Origin of the sequence: Paenarthrobacter sp. OM7, from assembly GCF_029873575.1 — a bacterium.
Classification (GTDB): Bacteria; Actinomycetota; Actinomycetes; order Actinomycetales; family Micrococcaceae; genus Arthrobacter.
In genome coordinates, this window is record NZ_CP123579.1 from 4,613,376 (window position 1) to 4,633,153 (window position 19,778).

Consider the following 19,778-nt stretch of genomic DNA (forward strand, 5'->3'; position numbering starts at 1 on the left):
ATCCGAACTTCTTGTCAAGCCAATTTACGGCTTTGGACCGCTGCGTGCGTTTTCTTCAGCGCAGAGACGGACGCATCGTAGGAATGCTGGGCCACTCCAACAAAGAGGCAGTCAACCACCATCATCTGGGCGATGCGGCTACCCATGGCCCCGGACCTGAAGGGCGTCTCCCGCGCGGCGGTATTCAGCACAATGTCGGCGGTCCGCCCCAGTGCCGAATCGGCATGGTTGGTGACCGCGATGGTGGTTGCTCCTGCCGCCTTCGCCGCCAACAGGAAGTCGACCGTATCCACGGTGGTGCCCGAGTGGGAGACGGCGACAGCAACGCCGTCGCCGTCCAGGAGGGCCGCAGATGCCAGCGCCGCATGGGGGTCCGCCCAGCTGAAGGACGTCAGGCCAATCCTGTGCAGCTTCTGCTGCAGGTCCTCGCCCACCAAGCCACCCGCCCCAACGCCGAAGATATCGGTCTTCCGCGAGGTGGAGATGACCTCCACCGCCTGGGCGAGTTTGTCGACGTCGAGCACTTGGGCCGTGTCCGCTATGGACATGGTCTCGTTGAAGGCAATTTTGGAGACGATGTCGCGCAGCGAATCGGACGTGTTGATGTCCTCATAGACTCCCGCCGGCACATTGTTGGCAAGGCTCTCGCGCGCGGTCTCCCGGGCCAGGTCCAGACGCAGATCCGAGTACCCGGTGTAGCCCACCTTCTTGTAGAAACGGACAACCGACGTGGTGGACGTCCCGCCCTGCTCGGCAAGATCCCCGATGGACATCATGGCCGCACGGGAAGGATCCGCCAGGACGAGCTCGGCAATGGCGCGCTCTGAGGGGCGCAACGTCGGCAGTGCTGAACGTATCCGCACTAAGACGGTCCGTGACAACTGCCCGCTCAGTGCCTCTTCCATGGTGTTTCCTTCCAGCCGACCCAGCCAATCCACGGTAGCGGCAGGCCCATGTAAATAATTTACCCAAGGGCAGCGCCGAAGGTAAACGATTGACGCAGATCATCCCAGCGAATACGGTCGATGTAAGCGACATCACAAAAGTTGTCATGCCCTGCTCATCCGGAAAGGCTCCCCATGACACTCAACCGCCGAAAACTCATCCACGCGTCGGGACTGGCGGCAGCGGCCGCCGTCGTGTCGCCCTTTGCCCCGAGCGCCAGTGCAGCCACCGGTCTGGCCACCCGCCCCGGAAAGCCTGGAACAGTTACCACCGGCGCCGACGTTGCCGCCGCCGACAACTGGGGCATTTTCGCCGACCGCCGGGTGGGAGTCATCACCAACCCCACCGGAGTCCTGGCGAACTTCCACTCGATCGTTGACGACATGGCGGAAAAGGGCGTCGACGTGAGGGCAGTCTTCGGTCCCGAACACGGCTTCCGGGGCACGGCCCAAGACGGCGCCAGTGAAGGGACCTCCGTGGATCCCCGCACCGGCATCACGGTCTACGACTCCTACGGCGCCGATGTGGACCACTACGTGGGCTTTTACGAAAAGTCCGGCGTCGACACCATCTGCTTCGACATCCAAGACGTGGGGGCGCGGTTCTACACCTACATCTGGACCATGTGGGGTGCCATGCAGGCCGCCTCCCGGACGGGTGCCAGGTTTGTCGTCCTGGACCGTCCCAACCCGATCGGCGGGCAGGCAAGGGGGCCGGTCCTGCAGCGCGGATTCGAGTCCGGAGTGGGAAAACTGGGCATCGCACTCCAGCACGGCATGACCGTGGGTGAGCTCGCCAAGTACTTCAACGCGGTGCATTTGCCGGCCGTGGGCCTCGCTCCCCTTCAAGACCTCCACGTGGTTGAAGTACAGGGGTGGCGCCGCGAGATGACCGGCCCGGATAACCGGGCATCGTGGATCCTGCCGAGCCCCAATATGCCCACACCGGAGACCGCCCTCTTGTACCCGGGCACGGCACTTTTCGAGGCCACCAATATGTCCGAAGGCCGCGGAACTACCCGGCCGTTCGAACTGATCGGCGCCCCCTACGTGGATTACCGCTGGGCCGAGGCGCTCAACGGCAAGGGCCTCGCCGGCGTCACCTTCCGCGAGGCCTACTTCCAGCCCACGCTCTCCAAGAACCAGGGGGTCATCTGCGGCGGAGTCCAGGTGCACATCATCGATCCTGCCCGCGTTGAGGCCCTGGAAGTCGGCACCCACATGCTGGTGGAAGCCAAACGGTTGTACCCGGGCTTCGCGTGGCGCGGCGACGCCGGACGCTGGATGGGGCTGTTGAGCGGGTCCGCCCGCTTTGCCGAACAGCTCGACGCCGGTGCTGACGCCCGCACCATCACGGACAGCTGGCGGGCGGAACTGGGTCAGTTCGTCCGCGATACCCGCCAATACCTCCTCTACAACGGGCCACGCTAGGCCAGCCGGAAATACTGTGACGATTGGGATGGGAATTCACATGCTCAGAAAAGGAACTACCTTGATGACGGCCGCCGCCACGGCGCTGCTCATGACGGGCGCGGGGGTGGTGACGGGCGCCGGCGCTGCAGTGGCGGAAGTCCCCACCACGGCACGCACGACGACGGTCACCGCCTCACCGGACATCGAGGCAATGATCTCCGGCATGTCGCTGGACGAAAAGATCGGCCAGATGACCTGGACCCACGTTTACGGATCCTCGGCCGATGACACGTCCATGGCGGCAAGCAACCAAGCACGTTACGGCGTCAATACTCCGGCGGAAGTCGTAGCCAAGTACAACCTTGGCGGCGTCCTCTACTTCGCGTGGTCCGGGAACACCAACAACCCCCGGCAGGTTGCGGGGCTGTCCAACGGCCTGCAGGAAGCCGCGGTGGGCCAGGACGGAACCGGCATTCCGCTGGCGGTCACCATCGACCAGGAAGGCGGCCTGGTTGCCCGCATCGGACCGCCGGCCACCGTTCTCCCGGGAAATATGGCGTTGGGAGCTACGGCAGACGCGGAACTTGCGAGGGCGCAGGGCGAAATCCTGGGCTCTGAGATGCGTGCCATGGGCATCAACGTGGACTTCGCACCGGTGCTGGACCTCAACTCCAACCCGGACAACCCCGTGATCGGCATCCGCTCCATGGGCGAAGATCCCGCGTTGGTCAGCGCGCTCGGTGTGGCGCAAATCGACGGCATCCAGGAACACAACGTCGGCGCGGCAGCCAAACACTTCCCCGGCCACGGCGATACCTCGGTGGATTCCCACTACGGGCTCCCCACCGTCACCTACGACCGGGAGACCCTGAACCAGCACCTGAAACCCTTCAAAGCCGCCATTGACGGTGGCGTGGACATGGTCATGACAGCGCACATCATTGTGGAGGCCATCGACGCAGAGATGCCCGGCACCCTGTCCCACAAGGTCCTCACAGGATTGCTTCGGGATGAGCTGGGCTTCAAGGGCCTGGTCACCACCGACGCCTTGGATATGGCCGCTATGGCCGCCGAATGGCCCCAGGAAGAAATAGCCGTCAAGGCCATCCAGGCCGGCTCTGACATCCTGCTTAACTCCCCCGATGTGGACGCCTCGTTCGCAGGTGTCCGTGCCGCCGTCGAGTCCGGAGAGCTCGCCGAGAGCCGCCTTGATGAGTCCGTCCGGCGGATCCTCGAGTGGAAGGTCAAGCGGGGTGTCTTCGAGCAACCGATGGCAGACCCCAACGCTGTGGACACCCTTGTTGGAAGTGCAGAGAATCTGGCCACGGCCAAGCTGATCTCGGACCGGGCAGTGACCCTGCTCCGCAATGAGGGCAAGGTCCTGCCCCTCGCATCCGGCAGCTCGGTACTCATGGTGGGGGCCGGTTCAGCCTGGCCGGAGCTCGCGGGACCGATGCTCAAGGAGCAGGGATTTACGGTCACTGAAGACTACGAGGATGGGGCTTCCCCGTCCTCGGCATACCGCGCACGTGCGGTAGCCGCAGCCGGCACCGTGGATGCCGTGGTCTTCGCTTCGTACAACGCAACCGGCAACGCTGCGCAGCAGCAGATGGTGGCGGAGCTGGCAGCCACTGGGACCCCCGTCATCGTTGTGGCCACACGCAACCCCTACGACATCAGCGTCTTCCCCGGCGCCGACGCCGTGCTCAACAGTTACGGGGTCAAGGACGTCAATTTCCACGGTGCCGTCCGTGCCATTTCAGGGGCGGTGAACCCCGGCGGCAAGCTTCCGGTCAACATACCGGAGGCAAACGGCGACGGCGTCCTGTTGCCTTTGGGCTTCGGCCTCCACTACGACACCGCGACGCCGGCAACGGTCACCTTCACGGACAAGCCGGGCCGCGGGCAGGACTCGTACACGGTCCCGGCGGTGGACGGCGTGGTCTACCTGGTTGACGGCAAGGAAATCGCGGCCGGAACGTACAAGAAGCCTGAGGGCACTGTGACAGTCACTGCCGTCCGCGGCAAGGGGTACGTCTTTACCGACGGCGCCGTCACCGAATGGAGCCACACGTTCACCACGGGGCTGCCCAAGCCGTAAGGCCCAGGTTGAATGGTTAAAAGGCTCACACCACCGACGAGTTCATCAGTGCGACCGTGATGAGCAGGGCAACCCCGAACATCGGCAGGCAAAGGACCATGTTGGTCAGGCGGTTGTCCCTCATCACGGCCACGAACTCGCGAAGGAAAGCGCTGGGCACAAAGTACCTGGCGGTCGGAGCACCCACTACCTCCGCGTTGATCTTCTGGCGTCGGGACAGGAGGGCAGCGCGGAGTACGTGGTAGTTGTTGGTGCACACCAGCAAGGGCCCTTGGATTCCCTTTTCAGCCAACAGGGCTACGGAATAGGCCAGGTTCTCGCGGGTGGTGGTGGCCTGGTTTTCTTCCAGCACGTCGCCGGAGGCAGCGCCCTTTGCCACCAGATACTCCTTCATTGCCGTGGACTCGGGCCGGGGTTCATCCGGGCCTTGACCCCCGGAAGGCACCAGGACCGGCCTGACCGGTGCGCCGCCGTCGTAAATTTCCAAAGCCTTGTTCAGGCGCGCGGCGAGCAACGGCGGGACTTTGCCGTCGATCAAACCGGAACCCAGGACAATGACGGCCGCCGGATTCGCGCTGAACCGCATCCTTGAATACACCAGGGCATACCCGAGGAACACCACAAAGGCGCAGCCCAGGTAAGCGCAGAGGAAGAAGGCCAACGCAGCGAGGCCTGCCAGGACGGGCTGCCCGCTCAGGACAAAGAGGAACGCGACCACCGGGGCGAGGAACACCGCCAGCCCCACCGCAATAGGCAGAAAGCTGCTGATGCCGGGGCCTTCCCTGCGGACCATGGTGATCCCGTTGGCGATCAGGAAGCCGGCGAACACGAAGATGCTCACCACCGGAACCACCACTACCACCAGGTTCAGCCATTCGAACCACGGGTTCAGGTCGATCAGGAAGTCCAGTATGGCCTGCAACAGGAGCCATACCGCCACCAGGAGCAGCACCCCGTTGCGGAGCCTGCGCCGATCGGACTGGTAGGAGGCAAGGAAGAGCCCCGCGAAGAGAAGTCCAAGGACCAGGTTCAGCATGGTCCAAGCCTATGCGTTGGGGGCTGGTGCCTCGCGGTGCCCGGCTCAGGCCGATTCGCGGATGACCAGCTCCTGTGCTTGTCTAAGCAACTGCTGGGCGAACTGGTTCAACACCGCCGCCACAGCGCCCGGGTGGCTCAGCGTGGCGTAATGGCCGCCCGGGATTTCCACCGGTTCGATTCCCAGCCGATCCTGTACTTGGCGCCGCATGAAGGGCGCTGGAAAGAACAGGTCGTCCCGGCACAGAATGGCCAGTGTGGGCACGTCCGGATGCTGGCCAGGCCAAGGCCCTGACATCCAGGCACCTTGCTGATCGCGCTCCTTGTCCCGGGCTTGCTGTGCAAGATCGTCAGGAACCAGGTTGAAGAACGACTCTTCGGGGATGGTCTCGCGGTTATGCCCGGTATTGGTCCACCAGTCGCCGAAGGTCTCGCCAGGCATGGGAATCATGGCCGAGAGATACACCAGGCCGTCGGACGTGAGTTCATTGCTGACCAAGGGTGCCGTAAAGCCACCCAGCGAGTGGCCCACAACTATGGTGTGCCGCGCGCCGTCCGCCGCCCTGGTTGCCGCGCGGGTGTAGTCCTCAAGCATCGCGCCGTCGTCTTCAATAGGGAGGTCGACCGCGATGACCTCATGGCCCGCCGATTCGAGCAAGGGCTTGACCAAGTGCCAGTCCCATGCCGTGGAACCGCCGCCATGAATCAGTACGAAAACCGCCATTTCCCCTCCCCGTCCCAGTTCACCGTGTGCCGTCACCAACGGGTCCGCAAAGCCACGTGTGGCCGGTGGGTTGATCAGAAATTCATCGTAGTGCCGGTCCTCCGGCAAAGGCCAGAACACCTGGGTGCTGCCTGAGGCGCGTCTGGTGCGTCCCGCCGTCGAGGGCTATTCCGCGGCCCAAGTGCGGGGTAGACTCCGGCCCAGGCGCGGGGGAAGCGTCTTGGCACTTTGGGGGGATTGCAGTGGGAACTGTTGTCAGTGTTTCAGGAACGCCTGTGCGCCGCTTTGCTGACCGGGGGCGGTCCCGCTGGGGCACTTTGGTTGCGGCAGCCGGAGTGGCGTCGTTGTTGATTTCCGGGATCCCAACTTCTCCTGCTGCGGCAGACATCGTCGCGGACATCATCGACGTGGGGCCCGAAGCCAGCGACGTAGCGGTCAACCCCGTCACCAATACTGTGTATGTCACTACCCGCGATGGGCTGACCGTCATTAATGGAAAAACACAGGCCACAGTCAAAATAGCAACGGGGAGCACCCCGGTGGCTGTCGCGGTTAACACTGCGACCAACAAGATCTACCTCAGCCTCAAAAGTGACCCATCCGCGCCGGGATCCGTGGCTATTGTCAACGGTGCCACTCATGCCGTCGCCAAAGTTACGGTGGGCGCCGCTCCCGGAGAGCTGGTCATCGACCAGAAGACCAACAAGATCTACGCGGGCACCCTTGACGGCGTTTCCGTCATTAACGGAAGCACCAACGCCAGCTCCATCATCAACTCCGGATCGGTCAGTACGCTGGCCATCAATCAGGTGACCCATCGGCTGTATACCCTGGGTGGAGGTGGCCTCAATGTCATCGACACTTCAACCAACGCCGTGACTCGCATTGACCTGGGCACCAATGCAATGCCGAGTTACTTGGCCGTCAATCAGGTGACCAACAAGATATACGTCGCCGTACGGGCGCGGCAGTATGCAGCGCTGGAAGTTGTTGATGGAGCCACAAACCAGGCAGGCGGGATGTTCTCCGATCTCAACGCCAGCCCCACGTCCCTCTCCGTGGATGAAAAGAACAATCGGGTCTACTTCGGCCGGACTTCCCTGGGGGATGGCACCATTTCATCGCGGACCGGGCTGCTGGCGATATTCGACGACGGCGGACCGGGGCGGGTCGATATCAGAACCGGCGCGGCGCCAGGAGCGATTGCCGTCAACGGAACCACCAACAAGGTGTATTTTGAGGCCGGGTACAGGGGCACCACGGTGGTCGATGGTAAAAGTTTTGCTCTCTCCACACTGTCACACCCCTTTACGGGCACCCTGGCCGTTAATGAGGCCACCAACAAAATCTACGCAAGCAATTGGCAAGGGTCCGTAACGATCATTGACGGGAACAGCCCCACACCCCTGAAAAACGACTTCAGCGGTGATCGAAAGACGGACCTGTTGGCCCGCGACGCTTCGGGTGTCTTGTGGCTCTACCCGGGAAACGGGGCCGCCGGATGGCTCCCCCGCACCCAAGTGGGTTCGGCGTGGAACTCCATGACCGCCGTCGTCAGTCCAGGCGACTTTAACGGCGACAAGAAACCGGACGTTCTTGCCCGCGATGGTGCCGGCCACCTGTGGATGTACCCGGGAAACGGGGCGGGTGGTTGGCTGGCGCGGGTTCACGTCGGGTCGGGCTGGAATGCCATCACGGCCATCGTTACGCCAGGGGACTTCAATGGGGACGGCACCGCCGACATCCTCGCCCGCGATACTTCCGGGACCCTCTGGCTGTACCCCGGCGACGGTCGGGGAGATTGGTTGCCCAGGACCAACCTAGGGACCGGCTGGAACGCGCTGACGGCAATTGTTGGCTCAGGTGACTTCAACAGCGATGGCACCCCCGATGTCCTTGCCCGTGACGGATCCGGTGTTCTCTGGCTCTACAACGGGAACGGCACCGGAGGCTGGGCATGGGACCGCCAGAAGGTCGGTGAGGGTTGGAACAGCATGACATCCATCGTCGCCCCAGGAGATTTCAACGGTGACGGGCGGCCGGACATTGTGGCCCGCGATGGCAGCGGCTCACTCTTCTTGTACCCGAGCGCCAGCGGTGGAGCGTGGCTGCCTACCGTCCGGATCGGACAGGGCTGGAATGGCATGACCGCCCTGCTCTAGAAACAGTCAAGTTATACCCCTAGGGGGTACTTGCTTTATACCCCCATGGGGTATAAGTTTGTGTCATGAGCACGCCAGATCTGAGCATTGGCCAACCTGATGCACCCACCATCAACGTGGAACCGGAGCACGCCGCACCCCACGGGTACACCAGCAACAAGGATGCCTACCTCAAACGATTGAAACGGATCGAGGGGCAAGTCCGCGGAATCGCGCGGATGGTGGAGGACGACAAGTACTGCATCGACATCCTGACCCAAGTGGCCGCCGCCACCAAGGCCCTCCATGCCGTCAGCCTTGGACTCGTAGAGGAGCACATCGGCCACTGTGTGGTCGGTGCTGCCTCCGAGCCCAACCCGGAAGCCCGCGCCGAACAGATCGACGCCAAAGTGAAGGAGGCCACCGATGCCATCGGGCGCCTGCTGCGGTAATTCCGCCAACAACCACCACACCATTCAACTCACCACCAAGGAGCGCTCCATGAGCCAGACCATCCAGACCAACGTCAACGTTTCCGGCATGACCTGCGGCCACTGCGTCTCCAGCGTGAGCGAAGAACTTGAGTCTCTCACCGGCGTCGAAAACGTGGCCGTAGACCTCAACCCCGGTGGGCTGTCCACCGTAACCATCACCTCAACCAAGGAGCTCTCGCCGTCTGAAATTGGCGAAGCCGTGGCAGAAGCCGGCTACCTGGTGGTAGCCAACGAAGCTTAGGAGTCCTCTTGAGTACCCAGGAGACTTTCAACCAACCTGCACACAGGGTCATTGAACTGGACATCGAGGGCATGACCTGCGCCTCGTGCGTCAATCGAGTGGAACGGAAACTGGGCAAACTTGAAGGCGTCGAGGCAAGCGTCAACCTGCCCCTCGAATCAGCCCATGTCACCGTCCCGGCAACCGTGACGGACCAGCAGATCGTCGACACGGTCAACGCCACAGGCTACAAAGCCACCGTCCGCCAAGCCCCAACGCCCCACGCCCGCGAACCCCGTCCCCATGAGCACCACCACGGCAACGAGGCTCCGGAATCAGAGCATGATGCCGGGCACGAAAATCACATGGAGCACGGCCCCTCCGCATCGACGCTCCGGCCCCGCCTGATCGTCGCCGCCCTCCTGACCGTTCCAGTCTTCGCCATCTCGATGATCCCCGCCCTCCAGTTCGCAAACTGGGGTTGGGTTGTCGGGGCGTTGGCCCTGCCGGTGGTGAGTTGGGCTGCCTGGCCGTTCCACAGGGCTGCTGCCGTCAACGCCCGCCACTTCGCCTCCACCATGGACACGCTGGTGTCCATCGGTGTGATCGCCGCGTACCTCTACTCTGCGTGGCAGTTGTTCGCGGACCCCCGGATGACTGAACACCCCGGCATGGAGAGCATGTCCGGCGGCGGGCTGTACTTCGAGGTCGCCGCCGTGGTCACCACGTTCCTGCTGCTGGGGCGCTACCTCGAGGCGAACGCGAAGGCCAAGGCCGGCAATGCACTCAAGGCCCTGCTGAATCTGGGTGCCAAGGATGCCACGATCCTGGTGGACGGTGTGGAGCAGAAGATTCCGGCCGATCAACTCCTGGTGGACGACCTCATTGTGGTCCGCCCGGGCGAGAAGATCGCCACTGACGGCGTGGTCACTGATGGTGCTTCCGCCGTCGACGCTTCACTGGTGACGGGCGAATCGGTGCCGGTCGAGGTTGGACCCGGGAGCGCGGTGACAGGCGCTACCATCAACACGTCCGGCCGCCTGCTGGTGCGTGCAACCCGTGTTGGTTCTGACACGACGCTCGCCCAGATGGGTCGCCTGGTCAGCCAGGCACAAACCGGGAAAGCACCTATTGCCCGGCTCGCGGACAGGATCAGTTCGGTCTTTGTGCCGATCGTTTTGGTGATTGCCCTGGTCACGTTCCTGTTGTGGCTGTTCTTCTCGGGTGACCTCAACGCAGCCTTCACGGCCGCGGTCGCTGTCCTGGTTATCGCTTGCCCCTGCGCCTTGGGCCTGGCCACTCCTGTGGGTCTGCTGACGGGAACGGGCCGCGGCGCTCAGCTGGGCATTCTCATCAAGGGCCCACAGGTCCTTGAGGACACCCGGCACGTGGACACCATCCTGCTGGACAAGACGGGCACCGTAACCAGCGGCAAGCTCGCAGTCGACCACACTGTCGCACTGAACGGCCATTCAGCGGCCACCGTCCTGACATTGGCAGGAGCCGTGGAAGCCGCTTCCGAGCACCCGATCGCCCACGCGATTGCCGCCTCGGCGCAAGAAGCACTGCACGACGCCGGCAGCCTGCCTCGCGTTGAGGGCTTCGGTTCCGCTCCGGGCGGCGGCGTCCGGGGAACCGTTGGGCTGGACGGGGTGACCAGGACTGTCGTCGTCGGGCGCTCCGGCTGGCTCGAGGAGAACGGCGTTACGCTCGACTCAAGTCACCGTGAAGCACTTACCGCGGAGGAAAACGGTGGTGCCACGGCGATCTGGGTTGCCGTCGACGGCCAGCCTGCCGGCATTATCAGCCTGAGCGATACCATCAAGCCCGGTTCGGCAGCAGCAATCCAGAAGTTGAAGGACCTGGGCATCCGCCCCATCCTGTTGACCGGGGACAACGCTGCCGTGGCCGCCCAGGTGGCTGCCGCCGTCGGGATTTCGCCTGAGGACGTATTCGCCGGTGTTCTGCCGGAGGGCAAGGTCGAGGCTGTCAGGAAGCTGCAGGCTTCCGGCGCTACGGTGGCCATGGCCGGTGACGGCGTCAACGACGCTGCAGCCTTGGCACAGTCGGACCTTGGCATCGCCATGGGCTCGGGCACGGATGTCGCCATCGAAGCCTCAGACCTCACGGTGATGGGCAGCGACCTTGGTCAGCTGGTGCAGGCGATTGAGTTGTCCCGCAAGACCCTGTCCACCATCAAGACCAACCTGTTCTGGGCATTCTTCTACAACGCGATCGGCATCCCGGTGGCAGCCCTCGGATTCCTGAACCCGATGATCGCCGGCGCAGCGATGGCAGCGAGCTCAGTGCTGGTGGTAGCGAACTCGCTGAGACTGCGGTCGTTCGGGAAATAGACCCGGAAAGCGAACAGGGGCCTGGTTAGGCCGTCCCGAAACGGACGGCCGACCGGGCCTTTGCTTTTGCTGCTTCCTCTTCCCGGTTCTTCGCCGGAGCGTGGCTCACCAGGGAGTCCAGGAGATGCTGCGTAATGTGGGCAATCTCGTGGACCGCCTCGGCGAAGGCTTCCTCGTTGGCTTTGGAAGGCTTGGTGGATCCGCTGATCTTGCGCACGTATTGCAGCGCTGCGGCCTCCACTTCGGCGTTCGTAGCATGCGGTTCGAAGTTATGCAGGGTCCTGATATTGCGGCACATAACCCCATGCTAACTATGGGCAGTGCTGTATGGGGAGGGGTGCCCATCGACGGTTTTTGGATTCCCGGGATAGGTTTTAGTTATTGGATCTTCCGGATGAGCCGGAGGCCGCTGGGGATGCCGAAGAGCTCGGGTCCGAACAAATGAAGGAGAATCTCATGGCTATTTGGGGTGCAGATGTTGATCAGCTTCGTCAGCTCGGTAACAAGCTGAAGGCAGGTGCCGAGAACATCGAGCAGCAGCGTTCACAGCTCAAGGGTGCACTTGACGGCACCGACTGGAAGGGCCCGGACGCTGACAAGTTCCGCGGCGAGTGGGACAGCCAGCACGCTTCGAACCTGAAGAAGGTTGCCGACGCACTTCGCGAAGCCGGCGATCGCGCTCAGAAGAACGCTGAGCAGCAGCAGCAGGCCTCCAACTAAGACAGTTGGGAAGAACCCGGACGCGCAAGCGTCCGGGTTCTTTGCTTTTAAGGTCCGCCGGCTTAGCTGCGGGGCGCTTTGGTGACGGACCCTGACGGGACGGGTTCGACGTCGTTCGGGTGGTCCAGGACCCGGGCCGCAGCCTCAGCGGGCTGGCCTTTAGCGGCGCGTCGGTCTCCCCGGAGCTCATCGACGCGGACCAGGACTACGCCGCCCACAATGAAGAGTCCGCCCAGCAACTGGATGGGGCCAGGGAGTTCGCCCAGCAGCAACCATGCCCAGATCACCGCGAACAGAACTTCGGTCAGGGACACGAACGATGCCACTTTGGAACCCAGGCTCCGCGCGGCCATGATCCCGGAAACATAGGCAAGGACAGTGGCCAGGATGATGAGTCCGACGGCGGACACCCACCACGGCGTTGTCCAAGGTCCGAGGGTTGTATCGGCGGTGCTGAACGTCATGGGCAGCAAACCCAGCAGGCCGACCAGCCACATCACCAGCGCACCCACCATAAGCCCGCCGGACGCGAGCACCAGCGGAGGCAGGGTGTCGTTCTCCTTGGCGGTGATGAAGAAGTAGATCACCAGACACACGGCCGCGGCCATGCCCCAAAGAACACCGATGAAGTCCACCTTTACGGCACCGGTCAGGTCGAGCACCAGGACCAGGCCACCCAGTGACAGGAGTGCGCCCACGGAGGTAAGTGCCCGGGGCCGGCGGCGGCTTGCGATCCACAGCCACAAAACGATCATCACCGGGGCCAGGTATTCCAGCAACAGGGCGACACCCACGGACAACCGCGCGACGGCGTTGAAGTAGAACAGTTGGCATCCTGCGACGCCGATCAAGCCGAACAACAGGATGGTCAGCCAGTTGTCCTTGAGTTGGTGCCAGCGGCCGCGGAGGACCACGACGGCGGGAATCAACAGAATCAGCGCGGCACCGGTGAGGCGCACGGCAACAGCAGCTCCGGGTGACCACCCGGTTTCCAGCATCGATTTGGCGAACGAGCCGGACGTGCCAAAGACAGCGGAAGAAAAGAGTGCGATGCCGAGTCCTGATGCCAGGAAACCTTGTGCATCAGCCTTCGTCGTTGGAGCTGACACAGCAGCCTCCTGTCAGGAGTAAAGTGGGCTTATGGTCATGACAGTACTCCCGGAACTTGTAAGGAGTCAAAGTGCTTTTTGCGCCTGACACCGAAATTGCCCTTCGCAGCGTCGTCAATCTCATCAACACTGCCGCCAACGGAGAGGAATCGCTCGCCACGCTGGAGGACCTCAACGCCTTTCTGGACGCCGAAGAGTTCACGGGTTCCAGGGTTAACTCCCCTGCGGAACTGACCAGTATCAAGCGTCTCCGCAGCGAACTCGCAGCGCTCTGGAGTGCCGACGAGGATACGGCGGCCAAGTCCGTCAACAAGCTGCTGATCGATGCCAAGGCGCTCCCCCAACTGGTGAAGCATGACCACTGGGACTGGCACCTCCACGCCACCACGCCTGATGCTCCCCTGGCAGACCGGATGGGCACCGAGGCAGCCATGGCCATCGTCGACGTCATCCGCGGCAAGGAAATGGACCGCATGCGCGTGTGCGCGGCCGAGGACTGCGACGCCGTTGTGCTGGACCTCAGCCGCAACCGGTCCAAGCTCTACTGCGACACCGGTAATTGCGCCAACCGAGTCCACGTTGCCGCCTACCGGGCAAGGAAGGCAGCCGAGGGCGAGTAAAAGGGCATAATGGCGCTATCCATGCGGTCGATATAGAGGACATCCACCATGACAGCGAGTTCCATCAGCGAGTACATCGACCAGTACGACGGCGATGTACAGCAACGATTGCTGACCGTGTACCAGATGATCAAGTCGGCCGTACCGGCTGAAACGGTGGAATCGATCAGCTGGCGCATGCCCACTTTCAAACTCGGCGTCGAGCCGTTGTTCTTCTTCACCGGAACAAAGCGCCACGTCGGGTTCTACCCCACACCGCAGGCGATCACGCACTTCTCAACGGCTTTGAGCGACTACGGAACCACCGAGCACGCCATCCAACTGCCCCACAACGTCCCGCTCCCCATCGCGCTCCTTCAGGAGATCATCGATTGGCGGCTGCAGCAATTGCCTTCAGACGAGGCATGACCGTTTCGCTTGAGCCACCCTCTCCGACCACGTCACACGATCGCCGGAGACCATCGACCTCGGGACTGCCAGCGGAATGCCACACACGCGCAAAAAAGCGCTCCCCCACCACCGTGGGGAAGCGCTGGAAGGTTAGCGGCCGGCGTCGGGCGTTTCAGTCTGGTCGTCCGGAGCAGCCGGTCCGCCGTGGCCGGGACGCTTGGAGCTGAGGTTCACCCCGGAGCCCTTCCCGAGGTGGTCGGCATTTTCCTTGTGGCTCATGGAAAGCATGGCCGCCACAACAAGGCTCACGATGAACGCGATGCCGGCACCGGTGAAGGCGAGGTCGAACCGCGGGGCCTTTGCGCTGCCGCCCGAAGCGAAGATGAGCACGGCCACGAAGGCCAGTACTGCAAAGAACGCGGAGAACATGAGGGGTCCCTTGACCGAGGTCCGCATCTTGCGCGGTTCTCCTGGTGTCTGGTCAGCCACGGTCATTCCTCCAATGATGGCGGTTCGTGTCCGCCGGTCTGCAAAAGTTCTACAACGAGTAGAACGTCCAGCTACTAGTTTACGGCCTCGGGCGAAGCGCCGGGAGCAGTGGCCTGGGCCGTGCCACCGGAGGTTGCCTTGGCGTCGTGCCGCAAGGTCAGCCCCGACAGAATCCAGAGCACGCCGGAAATGATGGCCCCGCCGCCGGTGACACCCAGCAGCGCATGGGCCCCGAGCGAGGTGAAGAACGGCAGCAAAACAGCCGTGCCCACGGAAATGACGCCGGAAACAAGCCAGTCGCGCGCCAGGGAATCGCGCTTCCGGATGCCGTGCACCACCTCCAGGAGGCCCAGCACCAGCAGCGCCAGCATGGCCGAAAGGGCGACGCCCGCATCAGACTGGGTGACCAGGGCGCCAATTCCGCCGAGCGCCATCACGGCAGGCACCGCCACCGGCAAAGCCCGGGACATCCACACGGCCCCGGCAGTCGCAAGCAAATACAGGCCCACGGCCCACGCCAGGACGTGCACGGACGGGGAAGCCCAGAAGATGGTGACCGCACCAAACAGCAGTGCCACCGTGGCACGGATCAGCACGGGTTTCCAGAGTCCGGCCGCGGAGGCAGAAGGAGTCTGGGCAGGAGTCGCTGGGAGAGTCACCCGTCCAGTTTAGTGGGAACCCAGCACCATCCATCGATCAGTGCGTGCGCGAAGCCCCAAAGTCACGCCGCGGGCCAGCATGTAGCCCAGCGCAAACGCGGCCCACAGCCAGAGGAGCCCCGTCTCGCCGTCGGGCCTTAACTGGTGGATGGCCACCAGCAGCGGCAGGTAGACCACCAGATTGACGACGCCGGCAATCGCCAGATAGCGCGCGTCGCCGGCACCGATGAGGACTCCGTCCAGGACGAAGACATAGCCCGCCAGCGGCTGCCCGACCGCCAGGACCCAGAGAGCGACGGTGAGGGCGGAGCGGACACCGGCGTCGGGAGTGAAGAGGTAACCGGCCCAGGGTGCCGCAATGGCAAGGAGCGCACCGGTGATCACGCCGAATCCCAGGCCCCAGCGGATCATGGTGCGGGTCAGCTCACGGACGCGTTGGGCGTTCCTGGCGCCGAGTTCCTTGCCGATCAAGGCTTGCGCGGCAATCGCCAGGGCATCCAGGGCGAACGCGAGGAACGAGAAAATGGTCATGGCCAACTGGTGTGCCGCGAGATTCACGGCACCTTGGGCGGTGACCACCAGAACCGTGGCGAGGATGGCAAGGCGGAGACTCAGGGTGCGCAGCATGAGCCACGAACCCACCTTGGTCATGGCGCGAACGCCATGCCAGTCGGGCTTCAAGGACACGCCGTGTTGCCGCGCATTCCGGCTCACCATCACCAGATAGACCGCCGCCATGGCCCACTGCGCAATGCTGGTGCCGATCGCCGAGCCAGCTACCGAGAGGTTCAGTCCGTAGACCAGGAACAGGTTGAGGGCGATGTTCAATGCAAAACCAGCAGTGGCCACCAGCAAGGGAGTCCGGGTGTCCTGGAGCCCACGGAGGACGCCGGTACCGGCGAATATGAGCAGCATCGCGGCCAGGCCAGGCATGGACCAGCGCAAATAGTCGACGGCGAACTGCCTCACGTCTCCAGTGGCTCCCATGAAGCCAACCAGCGGTTCAGCCGCCACAAAGCCAACCACCGCGAGGACCAGGCCCAGCAGCAGCGCCAGCCACACGCCGTCGCGACCTGCCGCCAAAGCCTTGCCCAACTTGCCGTCGCCGATCGCCCGGGCCACTGCCGGCGTCGTCGAATACGCCAGGAAAACCATCAGCCCCACTGCGGTATGCAGAATAGTGGATGCGAGCCCTACACCGGCCAGCTGGTCGACGCCCAGGTGCCCAACGATTGCGGAGTCGGCCAGCAGGAACAGCGGCTCGGCTATGAGCGCGCCGAACGCGGGGACGGCCAGGCGGAGGATCTCGCGGGCGTTGGAGCGCGTGGGGGTAATTGTGGTTTGTGGCACTAAACAAGCCTAGTCCGCCGATGGCCGGGTACATTTGGGCCGTGTCACACGAGCATCCCGTCACCGTTTCCGTCGCCCGCACCATCCTGCCGGGCTATACCCGCCAAGCCAACGCGTGGGCCCACGCCGGCCAGGAACTCGCCCGCGAATGGCCGGGATACCTGGGGTCGGGGTGGGTTCGCAATGGGGTGGACTCCACCGAATGGCACATGCTCTATCGCTTTGCTGACGCCGAGTCGCTGCAGGAGTGGGAAGACTCCGAGGAACGGCGCTGGTGGATCGACAGCGCCAGGGACATGATGGAGACCACCCGCGTGGAGCGTCACACGGGAATTGAGGGCTGGTTTTCGCGGCCTGGCGACGTCTCGGTGGTGGTGCCCGAAACGGTGGTGCCGCCGCGTTGGAAGCAGGCCATCAGCATCTTCCTGCCGTTCTTCCCCTTGAGTCTGCTGGCCAACTTCCTGCTGCATCCGTTGACCCAGGACTGGCCGTTGGTGTTCGCGGTTCTTTTGAACATCGTGATCCTCACGCCGTTGATGACGTACATCTTCCTGCCGATCACCACCCGGCTGCTGCAACCATGGCTTCAGGCGAAGCCCCGCGGCAGCCGTCCCGTTCGGACCAAGGGGGCTGCGCGATGACCTACGTTCTTTCCGCAGACAAGGACCGCGTTGATCGCGATTGGCTCTGGAATGAACTCTCCACCAACGTCTACTGGGGGAGGTGGCGCACTCGCGCCGATGTTGAAGCACAGCTGGACAACGCTTGGCGGATCGTGGGTGCCTACGATTCCCGCACCGGCGCCATGGTGGGCTACGCCCGGGCGTTCTCCGACGGCGTCGCCATCGCTTACCTGGCCGACGTTTACGTCCACGAATCCGCGCGCGGCCAGTCGCTGGGCAAGGCCATTGTCCGGGAAATGATCGACGCCGGGCCGGGGGCAAACTTCCGCTGGATGCTCCACACCAGCGATGCACATGGGCTGTACCAGCAGTTCGGTTTTGCAGAACCGGATGCCCGCTACCTTGAGCGTCGCGAAGTCAGGTAGCTGGGAGTTTGGTCATAAAAAGCCACGATTAGTTGACACTTCAACTTAACTCCTGAAGGGTTGAAGTATGAACAAGTCCAGCTTGACCACCACAGCCCTGACCATCCTGCGCGTTATTGCAGGATTTCTCTTCGCCGCGCACGGTTGGCAGAAGTTCAACGAATTCACCATTGCAGGCACCCAGGCCTCCTTCGCCCAAATGGGCGTGCCCGGCGCCTCGGCCGTGGCGCCGATTGTTGCAACCCTGGAGCTCGTGGGCGGCATCGCGCTGATCATCGGGCTCCTTACCCGCGTGTTCGCAGCGCTCCTGGCCGTCAACATGCTCGGCGCACTCTTCCTGGTGCACGCGCCGGCCGGCGTCTTCGTCGGCAACGGCGGGTACGAGCTGGTGCTGCTCTTCGCCGGAGCCGCCTTGGCCCTCGCACTGGCCGGCGCAGGCAAAATCTCCGCCGACGCCGCACTGTTCGGCCGTTCAGGATCCAAGCTCCGCGTCCTGGCATAAACCACCCACCGACGCTCTCTCACATAACAGCCCCTATACACCGACGGTCTCTCACTTTCTTGAGAAAAGTGAGAGACCGTCGGCGTTTAAGCACCGGGATGTGAGAGAGGATCGGGGATTTGAGGGGACTAGCCCTTGACGCCGGTCAGCTCGTTCGGGACATGCTCCACCTGCGCCGACTTCGCCACCTTGCCGGTCTTCAAGTCCACCGCGTGGATGGTGCGAGTGGCCGGCTCGGTGACGAACGCCGTCGAGCCTTGGACAAAGAGCGTTGGCCGCGGGTCCTGCCAGGTTGTGGATTCTTCCCAAGCCCCAACCACCGGGATCGTCGACGTAACGGTACCGGTCAGGGGATCGATCACACGCAGGCCGCCATCCGTGCCAAGTACCAGCGCCTCACCGGCGGGCCCGCGGCCGAGCGAACGGAAGGAGTAGCTGGTGCCGATATCCACCAACTGCAGGCTGGCCGTCTCAGTATTAACCAGGGAGATCCGCGTGGGCCGCTCGAGCTCGGCTGCCTTGTCCACTTTGTAGTCACCGAGAATGACCGGCGACTTTTCGGACCCCGCCTGGTTTCCCATCCGGCCGTAGGCATCAGGGCTGGCAACCTTGGTAATGGCGCCGTCCTTGTAGATGAGCATCCCGTTTTCGCAGCCAACCACTACAGCTTCGTTGGCGGCTACGGCCTCGCCGTGAACTCCGGGGCATTCTTCGTTGCGCACTACTTCCTTGCGGTCCTGGCCCTTGCCCGCCGACAGCACCGCGATGCCCGAGCGCCCCTCCTCCTTGCCGAGTGTCACCAGGAGCTTGCCGTCTTCCAGTTCCACAGCCACACCGTGATGTGCCTCGGGCGTTGTGTAGACGTCAGTCGCGGGCAACTTCCCATCCTCTACTGCAGCGGCCAGCGCAGAGGTTTGGAAGCTCTCCACCTTCCCGGAACCGTCGCTGAAGAGCACGGTCTTGTCTCCGTGCAGCACCACGTGACCGGCCTTGTCTGCCGCAAACGCCAACTCAGTCAGCTTGGGCTCGGCCACATAGTGGTGGCTGTGGTCGCCGTGCGGCTCCGTCCAGGCGCCTGCGTCGAAGAGGCGGAAGGAGTCGCCTGTGGAAACGAAGACGTGCCGGCCATCGCCGGCCGGGTTGAGCCGGTTGAAACCGGACATTTCCGCACTTCCCACCTGCTCAAGCGAGGTAGCGTCCAGAACTGAAATGCCGGCGTCGTGGGTGTAAACGAGCCGCGGAGTCGGCGCCCCAGCCTCCTTTGCGCTGGGTGCGGAGGTGGCGTGGGGCGCTGCGTCGACTGCGTTGCCGGCTGAGCCACCAGGGGCGGCGCACGCTGTCAGCAAGAGGGCAGAGAGCCCGACGGCGGCAATCGGCTGTGCGCGAAGTCGGCTTTTGCGCGTACTGCGGACAGGGGACATGGGAGTGGGGTGATGAGGCATGACTTAAATGATATTGATTCTCA

Annotated in this window: 21 protein-coding genes; 12 read left to right on the plus strand and 9 right to left on the minus strand. The window is 63.4% G+C overall.

The window, feature by feature from the left end; all coding sequences use genetic code 11:
* Positions 1-14 precede the first annotated feature (14 nt).
* A complete protein-coding gene (locus QEH68_RS21275) occupies positions 15-905 on the minus strand; it encodes a MurR/RpiR family transcriptional regulator (RefSeq protein ID WP_280625002.1) in 891 nt (296 codons plus the stop codon).
* Between the two features lie 174 nt (positions 906-1,079).
* Between QEH68_RS21275 and QEH68_RS21280 the strand changes: the two genes are divergently transcribed.
* Together QEH68_RS21280 and QEH68_RS21285 are read left to right on the plus strand one after the other, a co-directional pair.
* Positions 1,080-2,375, plus strand: a complete 1,296-nt coding sequence (locus QEH68_RS21280) for a DUF1343 domain-containing protein (RefSeq protein ID WP_280625003.1) — start codon at positions 1,080-1,082, stop codon at positions 2,373-2,375.
* Between the two features lie 64 nt (positions 2,376-2,439).
* Positions 2,440-4,458 (plus strand): glycoside hydrolase family 3 protein, encoded by a 2,019-nt coding sequence (locus tag QEH68_RS21285; protein ID WP_280625004.1) that lies wholly within the window; start codon positions 2,440-2,442, stop codon positions 4,456-4,458.
* Between the two features lie 25 nt (positions 4,459-4,483).
* On the opposite strand, the gene QEH68_RS21290 is transcribed toward QEH68_RS21285, so the two are convergent.
* A complete protein-coding gene (locus tag QEH68_RS21290; protein ID WP_089596971.1) occupies positions 4,484-5,494 on the minus strand; it encodes a YdcF family protein in 1,011 nt (336 codons plus the stop codon).
* 45 nt (positions 5,495-5,539) lie between these two features.
* Entirely contained in the window at positions 5,540-6,217 is a 678-nt protein-coding gene (locus tag QEH68_RS21295) for an alpha/beta hydrolase (protein WP_280625005.1), read from the minus strand.
* Between the two features lie 275 nt (positions 6,218-6,492).
* Between QEH68_RS21295 and QEH68_RS21300 the strand changes: the two genes are divergently transcribed.
* From QEH68_RS21300 to QEH68_RS21315, 4 genes are all read left to right on the plus strand, one after another.
* Positions 6,493-8,379, plus strand: coding sequence for an FG-GAP-like repeat-containing protein (locus QEH68_RS21300; protein WP_280625006.1), 1,887 nt, complete (start codon positions 6,493-6,495; stop codon positions 8,377-8,379).
* Positions 8,380-8,444: 65 nt separating this feature from the next.
* Positions 8,445-8,810 (plus strand): metal-sensitive transcriptional regulator, encoded by a 366-nt coding sequence (locus QEH68_RS21305; RefSeq protein ID WP_280625007.1) that lies wholly within the window; start codon positions 8,445-8,447, stop codon positions 8,808-8,810.
* A gap of 49 nt (positions 8,811-8,859) precedes the next feature.
* Positions 8,860-9,093, plus strand: coding sequence for a heavy-metal-associated domain-containing protein (locus QEH68_RS21310; protein ID WP_232481475.1), 234 nt, complete (start codon positions 8,860-8,862; stop codon positions 9,091-9,093).
* An 8-nt stretch (positions 9,094-9,101) separates the two neighbouring features.
* Positions 9,102-11,426 (plus strand): heavy metal translocating P-type ATPase, encoded by a 2,325-nt coding sequence (locus QEH68_RS21315; RefSeq protein ID WP_280625009.1) that lies wholly within the window; start codon positions 9,102-9,104, stop codon positions 11,424-11,426.
* Positions 11,427-11,451: 25 nt separating this feature from the next.
* On the opposite strand, the gene QEH68_RS21320 is transcribed toward QEH68_RS21315, so the two are convergent.
* Complete coding sequence (locus QEH68_RS21320; RefSeq protein ID WP_089596993.1) at positions 11,452-11,724, minus strand: DUF2277 domain-containing protein; 273 nt, start codon at positions 11,722-11,724, stop codon at positions 11,452-11,454.
* A 158-nt stretch (positions 11,725-11,882) separates the two neighbouring features.
* On the opposite strand from QEH68_RS21320, the gene QEH68_RS21325 reads away from it, so the two are divergent.
* The gene (locus QEH68_RS21325) at positions 11,883-12,146 is read left to right on the plus strand and encodes a WXG100 family type VII secretion target (protein WP_011776688.1); all 264 of its coding nucleotides are present in this window, start codon (positions 11,883-11,885) and stop codon (positions 12,144-12,146) included.
* Positions 12,147-12,208: 62 nt separating this feature from the next.
* Here the strand turns inward: QEH68_RS21325 and QEH68_RS21330 are convergent, their stop codons facing one another.
* Positions 12,209-13,255: an EamA family transporter gene (locus tag QEH68_RS21330; protein WP_280625024.1), complete on the minus strand. Its 1,047-nt coding sequence runs from the start codon at positions 13,253-13,255 to the stop codon at positions 12,209-12,211.
* 71 nt (positions 13,256-13,326) lie between these two features.
* Here QEH68_RS21330 and QEH68_RS21335 point away from each other — a divergent pair, with 71 nt between their 5' ends.
* Entirely contained in the window at positions 13,327-13,875 is a 549-nt protein-coding gene (locus QEH68_RS21335; RefSeq protein WP_207595515.1) for a CGNR zinc finger domain-containing protein, read from the plus strand.
* 48 nt (positions 13,876-13,923) lie between these two features.
* Positions 13,924-14,283 (plus strand): DUF1801 domain-containing protein, encoded by a 360-nt coding sequence (locus QEH68_RS21340; RefSeq protein ID WP_280625026.1) that lies wholly within the window; start codon positions 13,924-13,926, stop codon positions 14,281-14,283.
* A gap of 132 nt (positions 14,284-14,415) precedes the next feature.
* On the opposite strand, the gene QEH68_RS21345 is transcribed toward QEH68_RS21340, so the two are convergent.
* From QEH68_RS21345 to QEH68_RS21355, 3 genes are all read right to left on the minus strand, one after another.
* Positions 14,416-14,760, minus strand: a complete 345-nt coding sequence (locus tag QEH68_RS21345) for a hypothetical protein (protein ID WP_089596998.1) — start codon at positions 14,758-14,760, stop codon at positions 14,416-14,418.
* 68 nt (positions 14,761-14,828) lie between these two features.
* A complete protein-coding gene (locus QEH68_RS21350) occupies positions 14,829-15,413 on the minus strand; it encodes a DUF308 domain-containing protein (RefSeq protein WP_280625029.1) in 585 nt (194 codons plus the stop codon).
* A 9-nt stretch (positions 15,414-15,422) separates the two neighbouring features.
* A complete protein-coding gene (locus QEH68_RS21355; RefSeq protein WP_280625031.1) occupies positions 15,423-16,763 on the minus strand; it encodes an MATE family efflux transporter in 1,341 nt (446 codons plus the stop codon).
* Positions 16,764-16,804: 41 nt separating this feature from the next.
* Between QEH68_RS21355 and QEH68_RS21360 the strand changes: the two genes are divergently transcribed.
* The 3 genes from QEH68_RS21360 to QEH68_RS21370 all read left to right on the plus strand — a co-directional run bounded on the left by QEH68_RS21360 (position 16,805) and on the right by QEH68_RS21370 (position 18,313).
* Positions 16,805-17,404 carry an antibiotic biosynthesis monooxygenase gene (locus tag QEH68_RS21360; RefSeq protein WP_089597001.1) on the plus strand — a complete coding sequence of 200 codons (600 nt, stop codon included), beginning with the start codon at positions 16,805-16,807 and terminating at the stop codon, positions 17,402-17,404.
* On the plus strand, positions 17,401-17,811 hold the full coding sequence (locus QEH68_RS21365) for a GNAT family N-acetyltransferase (protein WP_089597002.1): 411 nt from the start codon (positions 17,401-17,403) through the stop codon (positions 17,809-17,811). The genes QEH68_RS21360 and QEH68_RS21365 overlap by 4 nt, the downstream gene beginning before the upstream one ends.
* Before the next feature lie 67 nt (positions 17,812-17,878).
* A complete protein-coding gene (locus QEH68_RS21370; RefSeq protein ID WP_089597003.1) occupies positions 17,879-18,313 on the plus strand; it encodes a DoxX family protein in 435 nt (144 codons plus the stop codon).
* A gap of 128 nt (positions 18,314-18,441) precedes the next feature.
* Here QEH68_RS21370 and aztD read toward each other — a convergent pair whose 3' ends face one another.
* Positions 18,442-19,755 carry a zinc metallochaperone AztD gene (aztD, locus tag QEH68_RS21375; RefSeq protein WP_280625034.1) on the minus strand — a complete coding sequence of 438 codons (1,314 nt, stop codon included), beginning with the start codon at positions 19,753-19,755 and terminating at the stop codon, positions 18,442-18,444.
* Between the last annotated feature and the right edge of the window lie 23 nt (positions 19,756-19,778).

What these genes read in the sequence shown, in the direction of transcription:
- QEH68_RS21275 (WP_280625002.1), bottom strand. Translation starts at nt 905, where the DNA reads ATGGAAGAGGCACTGAGCGGGCAGTTGTCACGGACCGTCTTAGTGCGG.
- QEH68_RS21280 (WP_280625003.1), top strand. Translation starts at nt 1,080, where the DNA reads ATGACACTCAACCGCCGAAAACTCATCCACGCGTCGGGACTGGCGGCA.
- QEH68_RS21285 (WP_280625004.1), top strand. Translation starts at nt 2,440, where the DNA reads ATGACGGCCGCCGCCACGGCGCTGCTCATGACGGGCGCGGGGGTGGTG.
- QEH68_RS21290 (WP_089596971.1), bottom strand. Translation starts at nt 5,494, where the DNA reads ATGCTGAACCTGGTCCTTGGACTTCTCTTCGCGGGGCTCTTCCTTGCC.
- QEH68_RS21295 (WP_280625005.1), bottom strand. Translation starts at nt 6,217, where the DNA reads ATGGCGGTTTTCGTACTGATTCATGGCGGCGGTTCCACGGCATGGGAC.
- QEH68_RS21305 (WP_280625007.1), top strand. Translation starts at nt 8,445, where the DNA reads ATGAGCACGCCAGATCTGAGCATTGGCCAACCTGATGCACCCACCATC.
- QEH68_RS21310 (WP_232481475.1), top strand. Translation starts at nt 8,860, where the DNA reads ATGAGCCAGACCATCCAGACCAACGTCAACGTTTCCGGCATGACCTGC.
- QEH68_RS21320 (WP_089596993.1), bottom strand. Translation starts at nt 11,724, where the DNA reads ATGTGCCGCAATATCAGGACCCTGCATAACTTCGAACCGCATGCTACG.
- QEH68_RS21325 (WP_011776688.1), top strand. Translation starts at nt 11,883, where the DNA reads ATGGCTATTTGGGGTGCAGATGTTGATCAGCTTCGTCAGCTCGGTAAC.
- QEH68_RS21340 (WP_280625026.1), top strand. Translation starts at nt 13,924, where the DNA reads ATGACAGCGAGTTCCATCAGCGAGTACATCGACCAGTACGACGGCGAT.
- QEH68_RS21345 (WP_089596998.1), bottom strand. Translation starts at nt 14,760, where the DNA reads ATGACCGTGGCTGACCAGACACCAGGAGAACCGCGCAAGATGCGGACC.
- QEH68_RS21365 (WP_089597002.1), top strand. Translation starts at nt 17,401, where the DNA reads ATGACCTACGTTCTTTCCGCAGACAAGGACCGCGTTGATCGCGATTGG.
- QEH68_RS21370 (WP_089597003.1), top strand. Translation starts at nt 17,879, where the DNA reads ATGAACAAGTCCAGCTTGACCACCACAGCCCTGACCATCCTGCGCGTT.
- aztD (WP_280625034.1), bottom strand. Translation starts at nt 19,755, where the DNA reads ATGCCTCATCACCCCACTCCCATGTCCCCTGTCCGCAGTACGCGCAAA.